We start from the raw sequence: 16,366 nt of genomic DNA, 5'->3' as shown, positions 1-16,366 counted from the left end.
ATGGAGAACACGCCCTTGCTGGAGGGACTGCACGTCGTCGATCTCGCCAGCTTCATCGCCGGGCCGGCCGCGGCCACGGTGCTCGGTGACTTCGGGGCCGATGTCGTCAAGGTGGAACCGCCGCACATCGGCGACACCTACCGTGCCCTCAGCCGAGTACCCCCCAACCCCCACGTCGAAGGGGTCAACTACCCCTGGCAACTGGACAACCGCAACAAGCGCAGCATCGAGCTCAACCTGAAATCGCCCGACGCCCAGTCCGTACTCGAGCGACTGGTGCGCTGGGCCGACGTCCTGATCACCAACTTCCCGCCCCACACCCGCGCCAAGCTCGGCCTGGAATACGACGCTCTGGCCCCCCTCAATCCCCGGCTGATCTACGCCGACGTCACCGGCTTCGGCGAGCAAGGCCCCGACGCGCACCTGCCCGGCTTCGACGTCACGGCATTCTGGGCGCGCAGCGGCCTGATGGACTTCACACACCAACGCGACGCGGCCCCAGCCATCAACGCGTTCGGCTCCGGTGACCACCCCACCGCGATCACCTTGTTCGCCGGGATCATGACCGCCCTGTACCGGCGCGAGAAGACCGGCCAGGGCGCACGTGTCAGCGCGTCCCTGCTCGCTGAAGGCGCTTGGGCGGCCGGGATGTGGCTGCAGGCCGTCCTGCTCGGTGGGAAAGCCCCCCGCCCCATCGATCGATCCGACCCACCCAACGCCCTGGCCAACGTGTACCGCACCGCGGACAACCGCTGGATCCTGCTCGCCTTCGCCAACGAGGACAAGCAAGTCCCCCTCTTCCTCGAGGCCATCGGCCACCCCGAGGCCGCCGAAGACCCTCGCTTCCGGGACACCCCCAGCCGCCGCGCCCACGCCTCCGACATCGTCGCCCTGCTGGACAAGCGGTTCGCCACCCGCCCCCTGGCCGAATGGCGCGACGTACTCGACGCCGCCGGCCTCACCTACGGAGTCGTCCAGACACTCCAAGAATGCGCCCACGACCCCCAACTCCTCGCCAACCAGATCCTCGTGCCGATCGACGACGGCAGCAGCGAGCCACATCTGACCCTCAACAGCCCCGTGCACCTGGACCAGGAGCAGAAGGTGCCCCCGCGTCCGGCCCCCGACCTCGGCGAACACACCGAAGCCGTCCTCGCCGAACTCGGCTTCGACGCCGACGGCATCGAGTCCCTGCGGGCCGCCGGAGCGATCCCGGGCCAGTGATCCGAACCGGCCAGTGACCCGAACCGTCCAGTGATCCGAACCGTCCAGTGATCCGAACCGTCCAGTGATCCGAACCAAGGAAGCGCCACCATGACCCCCACACCCAGCACCGACGCCCCCACCGTGCGTACCGAAGAACGCGACGGCGTCTTCGTGATCACCATTGACCGGCCTCAGGCACGCAACGCCGTCGACGGCGCCACCGCGCGGGCGCTGACCGACGCCTTCGACCAACTCGACGCCCGCGACGACCTGGTGGTCGGTGTGCTCACCGGTGCCGGCGGCACCTTCAGCGCGGGGATGGACCTCAAGGCGTACGCGAGGGGAGACACCCCGGTCATACCCGGACGGGGCTTCGCGGGCCTCACCCGCTCCCACCTCCACACCCCGCTCATCGCGGCCGTCGAGGGCTGGGCACTGGGCGGCGGCACCGAGATGGCACTCGCCTGCGACCTGATCGTGGCCGCCCAGGACGCCACCTTCGGCCTCACCGAGGTCACCTTCGGACTGGTTCCCCCCGAAGGGGGCATCGTGCGTCTGCCCGAGCGCATCCCCCGGAACATCGCTCTGGAAATCCTTCTCACCGGTGACCCCCTGCCCGCCGAACGGGCTCAGCAGCTCGGCCTCGTCAACCACCTCACCCCACCCGGCGAGACGCTCGACAAGGCCCTGGAACTGGCCCACCGCATCGCGCGCAACGCCCCGCTGTCCATCGCGGCCGTCAAACGCGCGGTCACCGAGCGGACCGCATACGGCGACCAGGACGCCTTCCGCCAGCAGGACCAGCTCGTCGCACCGGTCCTCGCGTCCCACGACGCGCAGGAAGGAGCCCACGCGTTCGCCGAAAAGCGCTCACCCCACTGGGAAGGCCGCTGACCGCGACGAGAGGAGAACTGCGCTCCGATCTTGGCCCCCGTGGCCGACCCGCCCGTCCCGCCTGTCCCGCCTGTCCTGGAAAATCCCCTCTGCCCGCCACGTCCTCACCGACCTGACCCTCGCACCCGCCGAAGTCGTTCACGACTGCCTCAGCCGCTGAACACCGCCCCAGGGGCCTGTCCTCTCCTCGGTGTTCGGCCGGTTTTCCGCGACTTCCTCCGCAGTGTCAGTGGCGGTCCGTACGCTCGGCGGTATGGAGGGGGACAAAGTGCACGAAGAACGGCCCGCTGAGGGGAGCGGCACCGAGGCCTGGCAGCGGCTGAGCGCGTACGCCTATCTCAGCGCACCTGAGCGCCTGGAGTACGTCGCGGTGATGAGGGTGTTCTGCGGCACCCTGCTCGCGGACCTGGCCGTGCCCGACGTGCTCGCCAAGCTGGCACAGGCGAGCGGCCCGGGGGCGGCGTTCGACGCGGAGACACTCACGGCCCGGCTCGAACAGCTGGTGCGCTGGGGCAATCTGCTGCGCAGCACGCACACCGTCAGAGCGACCAGCATCGCCGAGTACCAGCGCTCCCGGTCCCGCTACCAGCTGTCCAAGCTGGGAGAGCGCGTGCAGCGCGGCGCGGACGAGGTGCTCGCCGGAGCGGACGCCGCGCGCGAGGTCAGCAGCGAGCTGTTGACGCTTGTCGACCGGGGCCTGCGCGAGCTCGCCGCCACGGTCGCCGCGCCGGGCGGCGCGGACCCGCGGCAGGCGCTGGAGCGGATCAGCACGCTGTTCGTGCAGTTCGCCGAATTCGCCGAGTCCGTACGGGACTTCTACGCCTATCTCGGCCAGGTACTCGCCCGCTACGACCTCGACGGAGCCGAGTACCAGGGCTTCAAGGAGCTGCTGCTCGACTACGTGCAGGCGATCACCGAGGACGTGTCCTTCCGCGCCCCGCGCATCGCCGCACACCTGCGGACGATCTGGCCCCACCTGCCCACGCTGCTGAGCAGCATCGACGCCCACACGGCGGGCCTCGGAGCGCTCTCCGACGCGCTGCCCGAGACACGGGTCCAGCGCAGCCGGGGACGGGACCTGGCGGACTGGGAGGGGCTGCGCGACTGGTTCGCCGACAGTGAGGGGCACGGCAGCCAGGTGGACCAGCTCCGGGACGCGACCCTGCGCGCCCTGCAGTCGCTGCTCGCCAACGCCAAACGGATGCTGCGCTCGGCGTCCGGGGAGATGTCCCGCCGCAAGGACCTGCTCAGGCTCGCGGCCTGGTTCGACGCCGCGGAGCCCGAGGAAGCCCACGACATCGCGGTCGCCGCCTTCGGGCTGTACGGAGCACGGCATCTGGGGGTGGCACCGGATCCCGACCTGTCCGTACCGGCGTACGTGAGCTGGTGGACCGGACCCGTGGTCGATGTACCGGTGGCGTTGCGCGAACGTGGCAGCCGGGCCCCGCGCGGGCGGACCGCGGCGGTGGAGGACCACGGCGAGCAGAAGCGCCGCCTCATGGAACAGGCACGCGAGCAGGCCGCCGCCCGCGAAGCCGCGGCCGCCGAACTGCGCAGCGCCTCCGGCCGGTTCGACCAGGTCAGGATCGGCTCCGCGGCCATGCGACTGCTGCTGGAACTCCTCACCGCCGCCCTCGGCAACGCCCAGCTGCACAAGGACGCGGGTGACGAGGATCCAGGTGACTTCCTGCTCGACGGCGCACAGGCGAGCGACGCGGACCTGGGTATCAGGCTGACGGTGTGGCGCACTCCGGGCCGGCACACACTCCTGCGCTCCGTGGACGGCGACCTGACGACGGACGACCTCACCCTGGCCGTCGAGAGCGCCGCGGCGCCCGCCGCCGAGGAGGCGAGCGCCTGATGGCTCTGCCCTCCGCGTACGACGTGGCACTCGCCGCCGAACGCCGCACCGCCGCCCGCCTGCTGCTGGCCCACCCCCTGGTCACCCACAACGGCCCGTACAACGACACCTTTCCGCTGATCCGGCGCCACGCCGACTGGCTCGCCCAGCGCTTCCAGCAGGTGTTCGGCTACCGACTCCTCGTCGAGGCCTCGTACGCCCGCCTGTTCAAGGCGGGCCTCGGCCCCGGCTCCGGTCACCGCCTGGAACGACCGTCCACCGGCACACCGTTCACTCCACGGACGTACGCCTGCCTGGCCCTCGCTCTCTCCGTCCTCGTCACCGCCCCGGAGCAGCTCCTGCTCTCCCAGCTCGTCGCCGACCTGAGGGCCGCGGCCGTGGACGCCGGCATCGAGATCAGCGACACCGGGCGGCAGGCGGAGCGGCGCACACTCGCCGCCGCGCTGCGGCAACTCGTCGACTGGGGCGTCCTGGCGGAGACCGAGGGCCATGTCTCGGCCGTCGCCGAGGACCGGGGCGGCGAGGCGCTGCTGACCGTGGACCGCGAGATCGCCCGCGCGGTCGTCGCCGGCCCGCTGGCCCAGAGCCGCGACGGGGCCGATCTCGTACGCCGCGCCGCCGACCCCGGCTTCGGCGGCCCGCGCACATACGTCCGCAGGCGCCTCGTCGAGACGCCCGTCGTCCACCTCGACGACCTCACCGGCGCCGAGCGCGAATGGCTGCGGACCCGGCAGCGGCGCGAGTCCCAGGCCTTCTCCGAACTGCTCGGCCTGGAGGCGGAGATCCGCGCCGAGGGAATCGCCCTCGTCGACCCGGACGACGAACTCACCGACCTGCACCTGCCCGGCACCGGGACGGTGGCTCAGGCCGCGCTGCTCCTTGTGGAGCGGCTGGTCGACCGGCTGCGCCCGGAGGATCCGGGCCACCCCGCGGTCGGCGGGCGGCTGGTCATCGGCGTACCCGTCCCGGACGGGCTGCTGCCGGAACTGCTCGACGGGCTGATCGAGGAGTACGGCCGGCGCGGCAACTGGCAGCGCGGCCTCCTGGAGGACCGGGACGGGATGCTCGCCGCCGTCCTCGATCTCCTGGTCCGCATGCGCCTGGTGGCGCCCGCCGGCCCGGTACGCGCGGACGGCCGGGGCCTGCCCGAGGGGTACGAGGACGCCGCGCCGGACCGTCGGTCCGTCACGGACGTCTCCGGCGCCCGCGGGCAGGACCGTACGGGCGGTTGGGTGCTGCTCGCCGCGGCCGCCCGGTTCGCCACCACGGTGGCCGTCAAGTCCCGTACCGAACAGTCCACGTCACAGTCCACGTCCCGTACCGAACCGTCCACAGTGGACAACGCCGATAACGTCAATAACACCTATAACACCTATAACACCTATAGCACCTATAGCACCGACAATGCCGATAATGCTGACAACGTCACTGAGGAGCCGCCCCGGTGAACCGCCTCCCGTCCTCGCACCGTTACCGCCTGCACCGCGCCGGTATCCGGAACGTCTGGCAGTACGACGAGCAGGAGTTCTCCTTCGGCGACGGCCGCCTGCTGCTGCGCGGCAAGAACGGCGCGGGCAAGTCCAAGGCCCTGGAGATGTTGCTGCCGTACCTCCTCGACGGGGATGCCCGCGCCCTGGACGCCACCGGAACGGGCAGGACCACGCTCCAGTGGCTGATGCTCGACGGCTTCGCGCAGACCAATCGGCTGGGCTACCTGTGGGTGGAGTTCGTGCGGACGGACGAGGAGGGGAACGACCACCACCTCACCCTCGGCGCCGCCATCCGCGCCTCCCAGTCGACCAAGACAGCCAAGCCGTTCTTCTTCGTCACCCCGCTGCGGGTGGGCGAGGACCTGCAGCTGGCGCCCGCTGCCCAGCCGCTCCCCGTCGACCAGCTCAAGTCGCTCGTCGGCGCGGAGAACGTCACCGACCGCGCCGTGGAGCACCGGGTCCGGGTCGCCCGCCAACTGTTCGGCCTCACCGACCCGGCGCGCTACCGCAACCTGCTCCACCTGCTGCACCGCCTGCGCCGCCCCACCATCGGTGACCGCATCGACTCCGGCGGCCTGATCTCCGTCCTCGCGGAGACACTGCCCGCGCTCGACGACGAGATCGTGGAGAAGGTGGCCCGCAACCTCGACGATCTGGACGCGGTACGGACCGACCTCGGTCGTCTGGAGCGGACCGACGAGGCGCTGCGGACCTTCCTCACCGGTTACCGCGGCTACTTGCACGGGGCGCTGCGCCGCCGGACCGATCAATTGAGCGGCGAGCTGGAACGGCTGGCGGAGCACCGACGGACAGCGGGCGGAGCGGCGAAGAGGGCGGCGGAGCTCCGCACGCGCGAGGACGAACTCGCCGCTCGCCTCGATGTCCTCAGGGCGGAGTCGGAGGCAGCAGAGACGGACCTCGCCGCCCTGCACGACAGTGCCGCCTACCGCAGCCTCCAGGAACTGGCGGAGAAGCGCGCCACCGTGACCGCCCTGCACAGTGCCGCGGCGACCGCCTTCAAAGCCCTCCGCCAGGCCCACAGCAGCCAGGAAGAGGCAGGACGGCGTCTCACCGACGAAGCCGGAAGGCTCGGCGGAGAATTGGTCGAACTCGGCACTGTGCACGGCGAGTTGCTGCGGGAGGCCGAGCGGTCCGGGCTCGACCCCGCGCACCTGGGAGAGCCCGCGGCGGTCCCCGTCACCCCGGTCGCGGCCGCGGCGGCGGCCGAACTGACGGCCCCGGACGGCACCTTCCACCTCGTCCGCCACAGCGAGGTGCTGGCCGTCGACACGGAGGCCTGCGAGGGTGCCCTGCAGGTCTGGGACACCCAACTGGACGCCGCGGGGCCGGTGATCAGGAACCGCGCCCGGGCCGTGACCGAACTGCTCGCGCTCATGGAGAAGTCGCGCCAGGCCCAACGAGACGCGCACGAGGCCGATGCCGCCCGGGAACGCCTGGAGGAGCAGGCGGAAGAGGCACGTTCGCGGGCCGGACGCCGCCGGGAGGAGACAGCACGCGAGTCAGCGGCGTACTCCGACGCCGTCCGGACCTGGACCGAGCGACTGCAGAGCCTCACCGGTATCTCCCTCGACGCCGTACGCACGTTGACCGATCACGATCCGGCGGAGAGCCCGCTGCCCGCACACGCCCCCGACGAGGTGGCCGACAGCGCCCGGTCGGCCGTTGACCCGTGGCTGGCGGAACTGGGCGAACAGCGCGACGTGCGCGCCGTGGCGATCCGCGAACTGGCCGCCGAACAGGACCGTCTGCGGCGTCAGCGGGACGACTGGGAACGCCGCACCGACCCCGCGCCCGCGCCCCCGCCACACCGCGCGGCGCTCCGCACGCCCGGCACCGGCGCACCCCTGTACCGGCTCGTGGATTTCACCGAGGACCTGGCACCGGCGGCCCGGACAGGCCTGGAAGCCGCACTCGAAGCGAGCGGCCTGCTCGACGCCTGGGTGTGTGCCGACGGCACGGTCCTGGACCCGGCCACGCGGGACATCGTCCTCGTCCCCGGCACCTCGCCCGCCGGACCCACGCTCGCCGAGGTGCTGCGCCCGGTCGCGGCGCCGGACAGCGGGGTGACGGACGGGCAGGTCGAGAGCGTGCTGCGGGCGGTGGCCCTGGTCGCGGAGGGGACCGTGGGCATGGAGGGGGCCGTGGGCGCGGAGGCGGACTCCGCGATCGGCACCGACGGCTCCTGGAGGCTGGGCGTCGCCCGCGGTCGTCACACCAAGCAGACCGCCGAGTACGTCGGGGCGGAGGTGCGCGCCGAGACCCGCCGCCGGGCCCTGGCCGAACTGGACCGACAACTTACGGCCCTGCATGAGAAGTCGACCGAGCAGGAGAGAAGCCTGCGGGCCCTGACGGAGCACCGCAAACAGGTGGCCGACACCCTGAGCCGCCCGCCCGCGGCACGTGGGCTGACCGACGCATGGGCCCGTGCCGCCGAGGCCGAGCGCACCGCACAGGCGCTGGCCGGCAAGGCGTCCGCCGCCGCCCGGGAGGCGGAGCAGACGCGCGCTCGCGCGGTCGCCGCCCGGCGTGAGACCGAGGCGACCGCGAGCGCGAGCGACCTCCCGGTCGACCCGAGCGCACTCGACTCCGTACGCCTCGCCCTGGACCGCCTCGGCACGGGCACGGAACGACTGCGCCGACGGCTGCGCGCGGTTGCCGCCTCCGCCGACGGTCATCGCCAGGGCCGCGAGGGCCATGAGCGCTCTCTGACGTCCTGCCGGGAAGCGCAGTCGGACTACGCCGAGTCGCTCGCCCGCCTGGAGGGCGCCCGCCGCACGATCCGGGGCCTGGAGGAGGCCCTGGGGGCGTCGGAGCAGGAGATCCTCGCCCGCGAGGACGAGGCGAAGCGCCGCCTGGAGGCGGTAGGGCGCCAACTGCCCGGCGTTCACCGGGACATGAGCGCCGCACACGACGAACGCGTGCGCGCGGAGGAGGACGAGAGGGTACGACGCGAGGGGCTTGCCACACAGGAGGGCGAGGTGATCGCGAGCGGCAGACGACTGCGTACGGCGCTGTCCTTGCCGGGCGTGAGCAGGGGTGCGGCCCTCGATGTTCCGTCGGAGCGCGAGGGGGACCACACGGACTCCACGGACTCCACGGACTCCAAGGACTCCACGGCGGACGACGCACGCGACCGCACAAAGGCCCTGCGCCGCCTGCTGGAGACCGTACGGAGCCGCCTGGACGCGGAGCGACGCGACATCTCCGACACCACCCTCCTCAACCGTCACACGGAGCTGCGCGACCAGCTCTCCGGAGGCTACGACGCCACGATCGAGGAACACCACGGCATCAAGGTCTGCAGCCTCATCGACGACCACGGCCCGCACGACATCGCCGTCGTGGGCGCCCGCATCGCCGCCCAGGCGGCCGAGGCCCGCGAGCGGCTGACGGAACGCGAGCGCGAGGTGTTCCAGCGATTCCTGACGGGAGAGCTGGGCGACCACCTGTCCTCCCAGGTCCTGGCCGCGGGCGCCCTGGTGGCCGCCTTGAACGCCACCCTGTCCACGGTCCGCACCTCACACGGCCTGGGCGTGGCGCTCGACTGGAAGCTCACCGACGGTGTGGAGGCCGACGTCAAGGCGGCCGTGGACCTCCTGCGCAGCCCCTCGGGGCTGCGCACCCGCGAACAGTCCGAGCAGCTCCGAGACGTACTCCAGCGCCGCATCGAGGACGCCCGCCGCGCCGACCCGGGCGCGGGCTACGCGGCCCACCTGCGCGCCGCCCTCGACTACCGCGACTGGTTCACCTTCACCCCCTGGGTGGTGAACGACGCCGCCCCCGGCAGCCGCCGCAAACTCTCCGGCCGCACGGGCCTCAGCCAGGGCGAGCAACGAGTCCTCTCCTACCTGGTCCTCTTCGCCGCCGCGGCCGCCCACTTCACGAGTCTCGCGGAAACGGCCCCGCACGCGCCTCGGTTGATCCTGCTGGACGACGCCTTCGCCAAGGTCGACGAGCCCACCCACGCCCGCCTCGGCCGCATCCTGGTCGACCTGGACCTGGACTTCGTCCTCACCAGCGAACGCCTGATCGGCAACTGGCCCGACGTGCCGTCGCTGCACATCTACGAGTGCCTGCGCGACCCACACGTACGAGGCGTGGCGACCCTCCACTACCTGTGGAACGGACGGCAGAGGCGCCTGATGCCGGTATGACGGACTTCCGTACGACGGACTCTCGTACGACGCAGCAGCCACCCGCCGCCGACGCCCTGGCGTTCCTCACCCGCCCGGGTCTCACTCGCCTCTGGACGGCCGTACGCGCACGCCTGGAACGCAACGGCCTGGAGCCGACCGGCACGGTCAGACTCCAGAACCTGGACGCGCAGGAGCGCGAGGCCCTGTCCCTCCTCCTGGCGAAACCGCTCACCGCCCCTACCGCCTCGGTCCGCCTGACGGACCTGGACACTCGTCTGCGCTCCAGCGCGGTCGGCCGAGGGCTGACGGAGACACTTCAGCTTCTGGGCCCGCCCCTCACCGACCGTCGTGCGGCCCGGGACGCGACGGCTGCGGAGCGGGCTCGGCTGTGGTCCACGGCGGAGGCGTCCCTGGCTGGTACACGGCTGTCGGCTCAGCCGTGGGCGGCCCAGTGGCTGGAGGAGATACGCCGTGGCGGCGCGATCGCCCGCCAGGAACCGGGCCTGGCGGCGACGATCGTCACCCAGGCCGTTCAGACGCTGGCCACGCTCTTTCCCGGAGTGAGTACGGAGCCCGCCCCTGCCTCCTGGGGCCGCGGTGAACTGGCCACCCGCACCACCGGCTCGGCCCACGGCCTGGACGACGGCACCCTGCTCTCCCGCCTGGTCCTGCGCGGCATCGCACTCGCGCGAGGCGTGGACTTCCCCGCCGATGCGCCGGGCCGCAGGTCACTGTGGCGCATGGCCGCGGTCACGCCCGACGAGGTCTCCAGCACGGTGCTCACGTACGGCCTCCGGCCGGTCGGCGACACCTGGGGCGAGAGGGCCCTGCACGAGCGCGCCGACCACCACCTGGAGACGCACCTGACGCTGCGCGAACTACGGGGCCTGTACCTCGACCTGCCCCCGCGTACGCGCATCCACGTCTGCGAGAACCCCCGCGTGGTGGAGGCCGCGGCGGACGCCGGCTGTACGGCGCCGCTGATCTGCACGTCGGGGAGTGCGACGACGGTGGTGCTGACGCTCCTGGACACGTTGGCGGCGGCCGACTGCACTTTCGCCTACCACGGGGACTTCGACTGGCCGGGCATCGCCCTGGCGAACCGGGTCATGCATCGTTACGGGGCGGAGCCGTGGCGTATGGGGGTGACTGACTACGAGTACCTGGCGACCGGGGCGCGACTGCGTGGGACACCGCTGCTGGCTCTCGCGGGTACCTCGGTCGACGCCGTTTGGGATGCCGAACTCTCTTCGGCCATGGAGGTGTTGGGGATCGCTTTGCATGAAGAGTCGGCGATTGATCTCCTGTTGGAGGACCTCACGTGACTTCTCTTACCGCCGTACGAAACGTACAACAGGGAGTTGTCCACGCCGTGTGCCCGTCTGCGGACGCACTGTTTCGCATGTTCCACCCCCGGGTGGAGATTTCTGACTTTGCGTCACGGAGCGTGTTCGAGCGGTTCTACTCTGAATTCGGCGTGGGGATCCTTCGGACGGGAGAGTGAGGGGTCGCGGGTGACCGTGTCGGAGCAGACGGAGGGCGTGGAGGCCGAGGAGGCCTACGACGAAGTCGAGCAGCTGAACGACCTGAACAGCGCGGTCGGCAAACAGATGAGATTGCTCAGGGAGCGGGCGGGACTCATGCAACGGGATGTGGGTGACCGGCTCGGATACGGCCCGGATCTCATCTCCGCGCTGGAGAGGGGCGTACGGACGCCTCAGCGGGAGTTCCTGGAGGCGGCGGACGAACTGTTCGGTGCGGGTGGGTTGTTGAAGGCGCTGATCGAGGATGTGGAGAGGGCCAAGTCGAAGGCTCGGGTTCGGCATCCGGCTTGGTTCAAGGATTATGCGCGGCTGGAGAAGAGTGCGGTCGAGATCAACGACTACAGCTGCCATGACATCCCAGGGCTGTTCCAGACGGAGCGCCGGATCCGGGCGCTCTACGAGATGCGGAAGCCCCTGTTGGACGAGGAGACCATCGAGCAACGGGTGGCTTCGCGACTGGCACGACAGGAGATCCTGACACGCTGGCCGATGACCCTGATCAGCGCAGTCATCGACGAGTCCGTGCTCCGGCGCCCGCTTGGGGGACTGGAAGTCCACAAGGAGCAGTTGGGTCAGCTGATCCGCCTGTCCGCGCTGCGCAACGTGGAACTTCAAGTGATGCCGATGGACCGCACCGAGCACGCGGGTATGGGTGGTGCCTTCATTCTGCTGACTCCCAAGGGGAAACAGCAGGTGGGATACACCGAGATGCAGGATTCCGCACGCCTGTCCACGGACCCCGAGGCGGTACGTATCCTGGCCGCAAGGTACGGAAGCATCAGGGCGCAGGCGCTCACCATGCAAGAGTCCCTCGACCTGATCAAGAGCATGCTGGGAGAACGATGAGCACTCCGGAACCCGCGCGCCTCGCCTGGTTCAAGAGCAGCTACAGCGGCAACGAGGGCGGCGCATGCTTGGAGGTGGCCGAGGCGCCCGGCACGATCCACGTCCGCGACTCCAAGGCTCCCACCCGCGCCCAACTGGCCTTCCGCTCCTCGGAGTGGGCCGTGTTCGTTCGGTACGCGGCTCAGGTCTGACGGTATGCGTCGTACGCCCGTGCCGGCTCCCGCTTGCGGAGCGGCTCGACCATCGTGGGGGACATCCCGCGTGACCAGCCGAGGCCCGCGAGGACTTCGCCAAAGTGGTGGCACGGGCCGTCGCTCTTGTTCTTGACCATGGAGGCGAGGACAGGTTTGCCCTGGGCTCTGGGGGCGTCGATGGTCACCAGGAGGCATACCCGGGTCTCCAAGGGGAATGGCAGCCCGGTTCGCCGCCACCTCCTGGCGATGGTCTTCCAGTTCGGACGTTTTCCATTGCGTGCCGCGTCCATCAGGGACTTGCGCAAGGATTCCACGAACTCCGCCTCGGTCAGGGGCTCGGTGACGTCGGCCGTGACAACGGTGTGCTCGACGACGGGGGGCGCCTCTGTCGGCCGGAGGGCGGCCAAGTCCTTCCACTTGTCCCCGGTCTCGTCGGCGAGTTCGAGGACGCCCGCAGCGACCACGAGCCACTCCGCCCCATACTCTTCGGGCTCGGCGACCGGTCGAGCCGTACTTCACCCCGATCTACGCCTCCTGGGCCAACCCGATCGAGGCCCACTTCGCCCCGCTGCGGCAGTTCACCCCCGGGCTGCTGCCCCGCGATCGCAACAAGACGCTGACGAACTGATCAACACCCTCGGCAGCGGCAGACCTCTTGATCTCTACTGCCTGGTCTAACAAACCACCGCTAGTGCCTGTATCGAAAGTGGATCGTGGCAGTGAGATTGTCTCGGTTCGTGGCGCGCGGAGATCTGACAGACGAGCAATGGGCCGTGCTGGAGCCGCTGCTGCCGAAGGGCAAGAAGCCCGGCCGGCCACCAACATGGACCCCGGCGGCAGCTGATCGACGGCATACGTTTCCGGGTCCGCACCGACATCTCGTGGCGGGACATGCCCGAGCAGTACGGGCCGTGGGCCGGGCGTACGACCTGTTCCGCCGCTGGCAGCGCAACGGCGCCTGGTCGTTGACAAGTCATCTCGCAGCTGTAACCGCTGACCCTCTGCATCGTTAACCGGCCCGTATGGGGAGCGGAATGTTCCGCCCTGTCCCTTGGTTTAAGGAGCTGGTATGTCCGTACACGGACGTTGGGCCGGTGCCGCAGTACTCGCCGTCACCCCGACCACGAAGCATCATCTCTCGCGTCGTTCACCCGCAACCATGCTCATGGTCGGTGGCGCGGCAGCCGCCGCGCTCGGGGTGTTCGGCGCCCCTCAAAGCGCAGTGGCAGCCGCTCCGGACAGCTTCTCGTGCAATGGCCAGATCTTCTACGTGGCCACGAGCACCGCTACAAACCAACTCCAGCTCGGTGTCGCCGGACCGGGCACCGTCTCCTTCTCTCCCCTCGGCCCGGCCGTGCCGGCATACAACGCGATGGGCGTGGATCCGGCCACCCACTACGTTTTCGCCCTGCGCGTCCGCGACGCTCACCTCCTGCGGATTGACAAGGCGGGCCATACCACCGATGTCGGGGCGATTGCCGGCCTACCGGGCGCGGGATACTTCATCGGAGGATTCGACGCCGCGGGAAACTATTACGTTTCCGGCCCTGACCCTTCCGCCCTGTACAAGATCAACGTGCGCATGCGGAGGGTGACCGGCGTTGTCCACCTGAAGTCTCGCCTGCAGGGAGCCGACATTACGTACTCGGCGGGGTACTTCTGGGCGGCGACGAACGACGGAGGTATCCAGCGTATCAACCTTGGGACGGGAGCCGTCGTCAAGTTCGCCTCGCCCCTGCCGGCCGTCAAGCCCGGCTACGGCGGTGCCTTCACCTACGGCAACGGTGACCTGGGCTTCTTCAACAACAGTGGATTTCTGGCCCGCGTTCACGTCGCGGACCCGGACAGCGCCAGGCCCGTCTTCCATCTCCTGTCCAGGCAGAGCACGCGGCCCGGCGGCAACGTCGACGCGACCTCGTGCTTCGTGGCGCGCGCGGACCTGTCGGTGACTAAGACCGGGCCCGCCTCGGTCAAGGCCGGCGACCGGGTCACTTACCAGATCACGGTGACCAACCACGGCCCCTCCGACTCCTCGGGCTGGACCGTCAACGACGTCCTCCCCGCGGGCCTGCTCAACCCCAGCAGCCCCACCCCGGGCTGCACCATCAGCGTTGACAAGCTCTCCTGCACCGGCGGAAGGCTGGCCGTCGGCGCCAGCCACACCATCACCGTCACCGCCGGCTCCGGCGGCACCACGTTGACCAACACCGCCACCGTCTTCGGCAACGACCCCGATCCCAACCCAGGCAACAACACCTCCTCGGTCCACACCGCCGTCGGCGTCCCGCGCGGCGCGATCGGCTCCCCGGGCATCCTCTCAGGCAACGCCGTCCAGATCCCGATCCACGTCCCCGTCAACCTGTGTGGGAACACGATCGACATCATCGGCGTGCTCAATCCTGCGTTCGGCAACACCTGCGCCAACACCTGACGCAGGCGGTCGGCCCCGCTCCCCTCCCCTCCCCTTCGCTCCGATGCTGTTGGTTAATTCGGGGCCTTGCGTGACGTCGGCCTTCACGACCCGGTTGTGGTCTTGAAGGCCGACGTTGTCGTATGGAGCAACCTAACGGAGTACTACTGGTCGGTGTAGTGGTAACGAGCCTTGAGGATCTTGACCTCTTTGTCGTCGGCTCGGTAGACGAGGCGGTGTTCGTCGTCGATGCGTCGCGACCAGTAGCCGGACAGGTCTCCCTTGAGCGGTTCGGGCTTGCCGATGCCGTTGAACGGATCGCGCTGGATCTCGCCGATGAGGCGAACGATGCGGCGCACCATCTTGCGATCGGTGCCCAGCCAGTGCTGGAAATCCTCCCAGGCGCCTGGGTCGAAGTTGACGTCCCTCACTCGTCACCGGCCAGTTCTTGGAGCTCCTCCAGGGGCTTGGTGACCCCCGTCTGGCCCGCACGGTCTCGGGCGACGGCTTCCATGAGACGGCGGGCGTTGGCCGGCGAGCGCAGGAGGTAGATGGTCTCCTGCCAGGCGTCGTAGTCCTCTGCGGACATGAGGATGGCGTCGCCGTTCTTGGAGTGGATGCGTACCGGCGCGTGGTCGTCGTTAACCTTCTTGATCAAGGGGAAAAGATCCTTGCGCGCCTCGCTGGCAGTGAGGGCCATGGCAGCACACATCCTCTCGAGGGCTGGTACTTAATATCGTACCGGACTGGTACGGAAATACGTACTACTTTGGTGGGTGGTCTGCGGATGGCGGGCGCTCCTGGGGGCGCTGGACCACTCTGTAGCTCCACGGCCTCGTCCGGGATCATTCGGGCTCGTTCCGAACGGGTTTGCCGCAGTCACGGGAGGCGTCCAACGGAAGGACGGATTGGAGGGCCCGGATGAGATGCCTCAGTGCGAAGCCGGGTTCCCGGTGGCCCCGGAACTGTTGCGCGGCGTACCTACGCTCGCCGTATGGATAACTGGTCCGAAATCTGCGCTGTCCGCGAGGTTCCGGTGCTCGGGCCCGAGGACCTGTCCTTCGAGGACATGGCGCGGATCATGTTCGAGGCGATGGTGCAGGGCATGGCCGACATGATGACGGCCATGGACCGGGGTCTCGACAACGCTGAGCCGCGAACGCCGTACGGCACGGCCATGTCCCGGGCCGGGACTTCCATCTGCACCTTGAGGTGATCCCGGAGGCGGGGATCGCCAGGGTCGAGGTCACCGACACCCGCGGCGAACGGGTGCCCCGCCCGGCCGCCCTGCGCACCCCGGGCGCGGAGGACACCGGTGGCCGGGGCCTGCTTCTCGTCGCCGGGCTCGCCGCGCGCCGGGACTGGCATCTGCGGGCCGACGGTCCGGGTAAGACGGTGTGGGCCGAGTGCGAGGTCCCGGGGTGTGCCTCTCGGGCGAGGGGGGCGCGGTAATCCCGTGTGCCACATGAAGATGAGCGCGTGTGAGTTCATCCGGGATGCCTCGAAAAGAGAGGGGGCGGTGTCCGTCGCCGGGCGCCCTCAGCTGCCGTACAGCTCCGCGTGCTGCTCGGGCGTCAGGTTCTTCGTGTCCGCCCTGCGCAGCATCGCCACGTGCCGGCCTGCCGGGCACCAGCCGATGCGGCGGGGGCCGACGCGGATCGTGGTGACGGAGACACCGGCCGTCCAATTACCCCAGAAAACATGGCCTTTGGCGCACATCACCGGCGTATCGGGCATCTCTGCTCCTGTCGTAAGGCGAAGGGG

Annotated in this window: 14 protein-coding genes and 3 pseudogenes; 13 read left to right on the top strand and 4 right to left on the bottom strand. The window is 69.9% G+C overall.

Annotation, left to right across the window (positions count from 1 at the left end; translation table 11 throughout):
• The 8 genes from OG747_RS12620 to OG747_RS12585 all read left to right on the top strand — a co-directional run bounded on the left by OG747_RS12620 (position 1) and on the right by OG747_RS12585 (position 12,189).
• Positions 1-1,224, top strand: coding sequence for a CaiB/BaiF CoA transferase family protein (locus OG747_RS12620; RefSeq protein WP_405879411.1), 1,224 nt, complete (start codon positions 1-3; stop codon positions 1,222-1,224).
• 90 nt (positions 1,225-1,314) lie between these two features.
• A complete protein-coding gene (locus OG747_RS12615) occupies positions 1,315-2,100 on the top strand; it encodes a crotonase/enoyl-CoA hydratase family protein (RefSeq protein ID WP_405879410.1) in 786 nt (261 codons plus the stop codon).
• 253 nt (positions 2,101-2,353) lie between these two features.
• A complete protein-coding gene (locus OG747_RS12610) occupies positions 2,354-3,961 on the top strand; it encodes a TIGR02677 family protein (protein ID WP_405879409.1) in 1,608 nt (535 codons plus the stop codon).
• Positions 3,961-5,409, top strand: coding sequence for a TIGR02678 family protein (locus tag OG747_RS12605; RefSeq protein WP_405879408.1), 1,449 nt, complete (start codon positions 3,961-3,963; stop codon positions 5,407-5,409). The genes OG747_RS12610 and OG747_RS12605 overlap by 1 nt, the downstream gene beginning before the upstream one ends.
• On the top strand, positions 5,406-9,626 hold the full coding sequence (locus tag OG747_RS12600) for a TIGR02680 family protein (protein ID WP_405879407.1): 4,221 nt from the start codon (positions 5,406-5,408) through the stop codon (positions 9,624-9,626). Before OG747_RS12605 ends, OG747_RS12600 begins: the two co-directional genes overlap by 4 nt.
• Positions 9,623-10,933, top strand: coding sequence for a TIGR02679 family protein (locus OG747_RS12595; protein ID WP_405879405.1), 1,311 nt, complete (start codon positions 9,623-9,625; stop codon positions 10,931-10,933). Before OG747_RS12600 ends, OG747_RS12595 begins: the two co-directional genes overlap by 4 nt.
• Before the next feature lie 189 nt (positions 10,934-11,122).
• Positions 11,123-11,998 carry a helix-turn-helix domain-containing protein gene (locus OG747_RS12590; protein WP_405879404.1) on the top strand — a complete coding sequence of 292 codons (876 nt, stop codon included), beginning with the start codon at positions 11,123-11,125 and terminating at the stop codon, positions 11,996-11,998.
• On the top strand, positions 11,995-12,189 hold the full coding sequence (locus OG747_RS12585; protein WP_405879403.1) for a DUF397 domain-containing protein: 195 nt from the start codon (positions 11,995-11,997) through the stop codon (positions 12,187-12,189). The genes OG747_RS12590 and OG747_RS12585 overlap by 4 nt, the downstream gene beginning before the upstream one ends.
• Here the strand turns inward: OG747_RS12585 and OG747_RS12580 are convergent.
• The gene (locus OG747_RS12580; RefSeq protein ID WP_405879402.1) at positions 12,180-12,656 is read right to left on the bottom strand and encodes a hypothetical protein; all 477 of its coding nucleotides are present in this window, start codon (positions 12,654-12,656) and stop codon (positions 12,180-12,182) included. The genes OG747_RS12585 and OG747_RS12580 overlap by 10 nt on opposite strands.
• 376 nt (positions 12,657-13,032) lie before the next feature.
• Between OG747_RS12580 and OG747_RS12575 the strand changes: the two genes are divergently transcribed.
• The 3 genes and pseudogenes from OG747_RS12575 to OG747_RS12565 all read left to right on the top strand — a co-directional run.
• Positions 13,033-13,161 (top strand): hypothetical protein, encoded by a 129-nt coding sequence (locus tag OG747_RS12575; RefSeq protein ID WP_405885521.1) that lies wholly within the window; start codon positions 13,033-13,035, stop codon positions 13,159-13,161.
• Positions 13,162-13,261: 100 nt separating this feature from the next.
• A pseudogene (locus OG747_RS12570) lies at positions 13,262-14,449 on the top strand (DUF11 domain-containing protein); the annotation flags it as partial.
• 36 nt (positions 14,450-14,485) lie between these two features.
• Positions 14,486-14,623 (top strand): annotated as a pseudogene (locus OG747_RS12565) (chaplin); the annotation flags it as partial.
• Positions 14,624-14,766: 143 nt separating this feature from the next.
• Here the strand turns inward: OG747_RS12565 and OG747_RS12560 are convergent.
• A complete protein-coding gene (locus OG747_RS12560; protein ID WP_405879401.1) occupies positions 14,767-15,033 on the bottom strand; it encodes a Txe/YoeB family addiction module toxin in 267 nt (88 codons plus the stop codon).
• On the bottom strand, positions 15,030-15,302 hold the full coding sequence (locus tag OG747_RS12555) for a type II toxin-antitoxin system Phd/YefM family antitoxin (protein ID WP_405879400.1): 273 nt from the start codon (positions 15,300-15,302) through the stop codon (positions 15,030-15,032). Before OG747_RS12555 ends, OG747_RS12560 begins: the two co-directional genes overlap by 4 nt.
• 294 nt (positions 15,303-15,596) lie before the next feature.
• Between OG747_RS12555 and OG747_RS12550 the strand changes: the two genes are divergently transcribed.
• Both OG747_RS12550 and OG747_RS12545 read left to right on the top strand, forming a co-directional pair.
• Positions 15,597-15,818, top strand: coding sequence for a hypothetical protein (locus OG747_RS12550; protein WP_405879399.1), 222 nt, complete (start codon positions 15,597-15,599; stop codon positions 15,816-15,818).
• A pseudogene (locus OG747_RS12545) lies at positions 15,758-16,054 on the top strand (ATP-binding protein); the annotation flags it as partial. The gene OG747_RS12550 and the pseudogene OG747_RS12545, both read left to right, overlap by 61 nt.
• A gap of 87 nt (positions 16,055-16,141) precedes the next feature.
• Here the strand turns inward: OG747_RS12545 and OG747_RS12540 are convergent.
• Complete coding sequence (locus tag OG747_RS12540) at positions 16,142-16,339, bottom strand: hypothetical protein (RefSeq protein WP_405879398.1); 198 nt, start codon at positions 16,337-16,339, stop codon at positions 16,142-16,144.
• Between the last annotated feature and the right edge of the window lie 27 nt (positions 16,340-16,366).

This window comes from Streptomyces sp. NBC_01384, from assembly GCF_045040035.1.
Taxonomy (GTDB): Bacteria; Actinomycetota; Actinomycetes; order Streptomycetales; family Streptomycetaceae; genus Streptomyces.
This window is presented reverse-complemented; position numbering and strand designations above follow the sequence as displayed.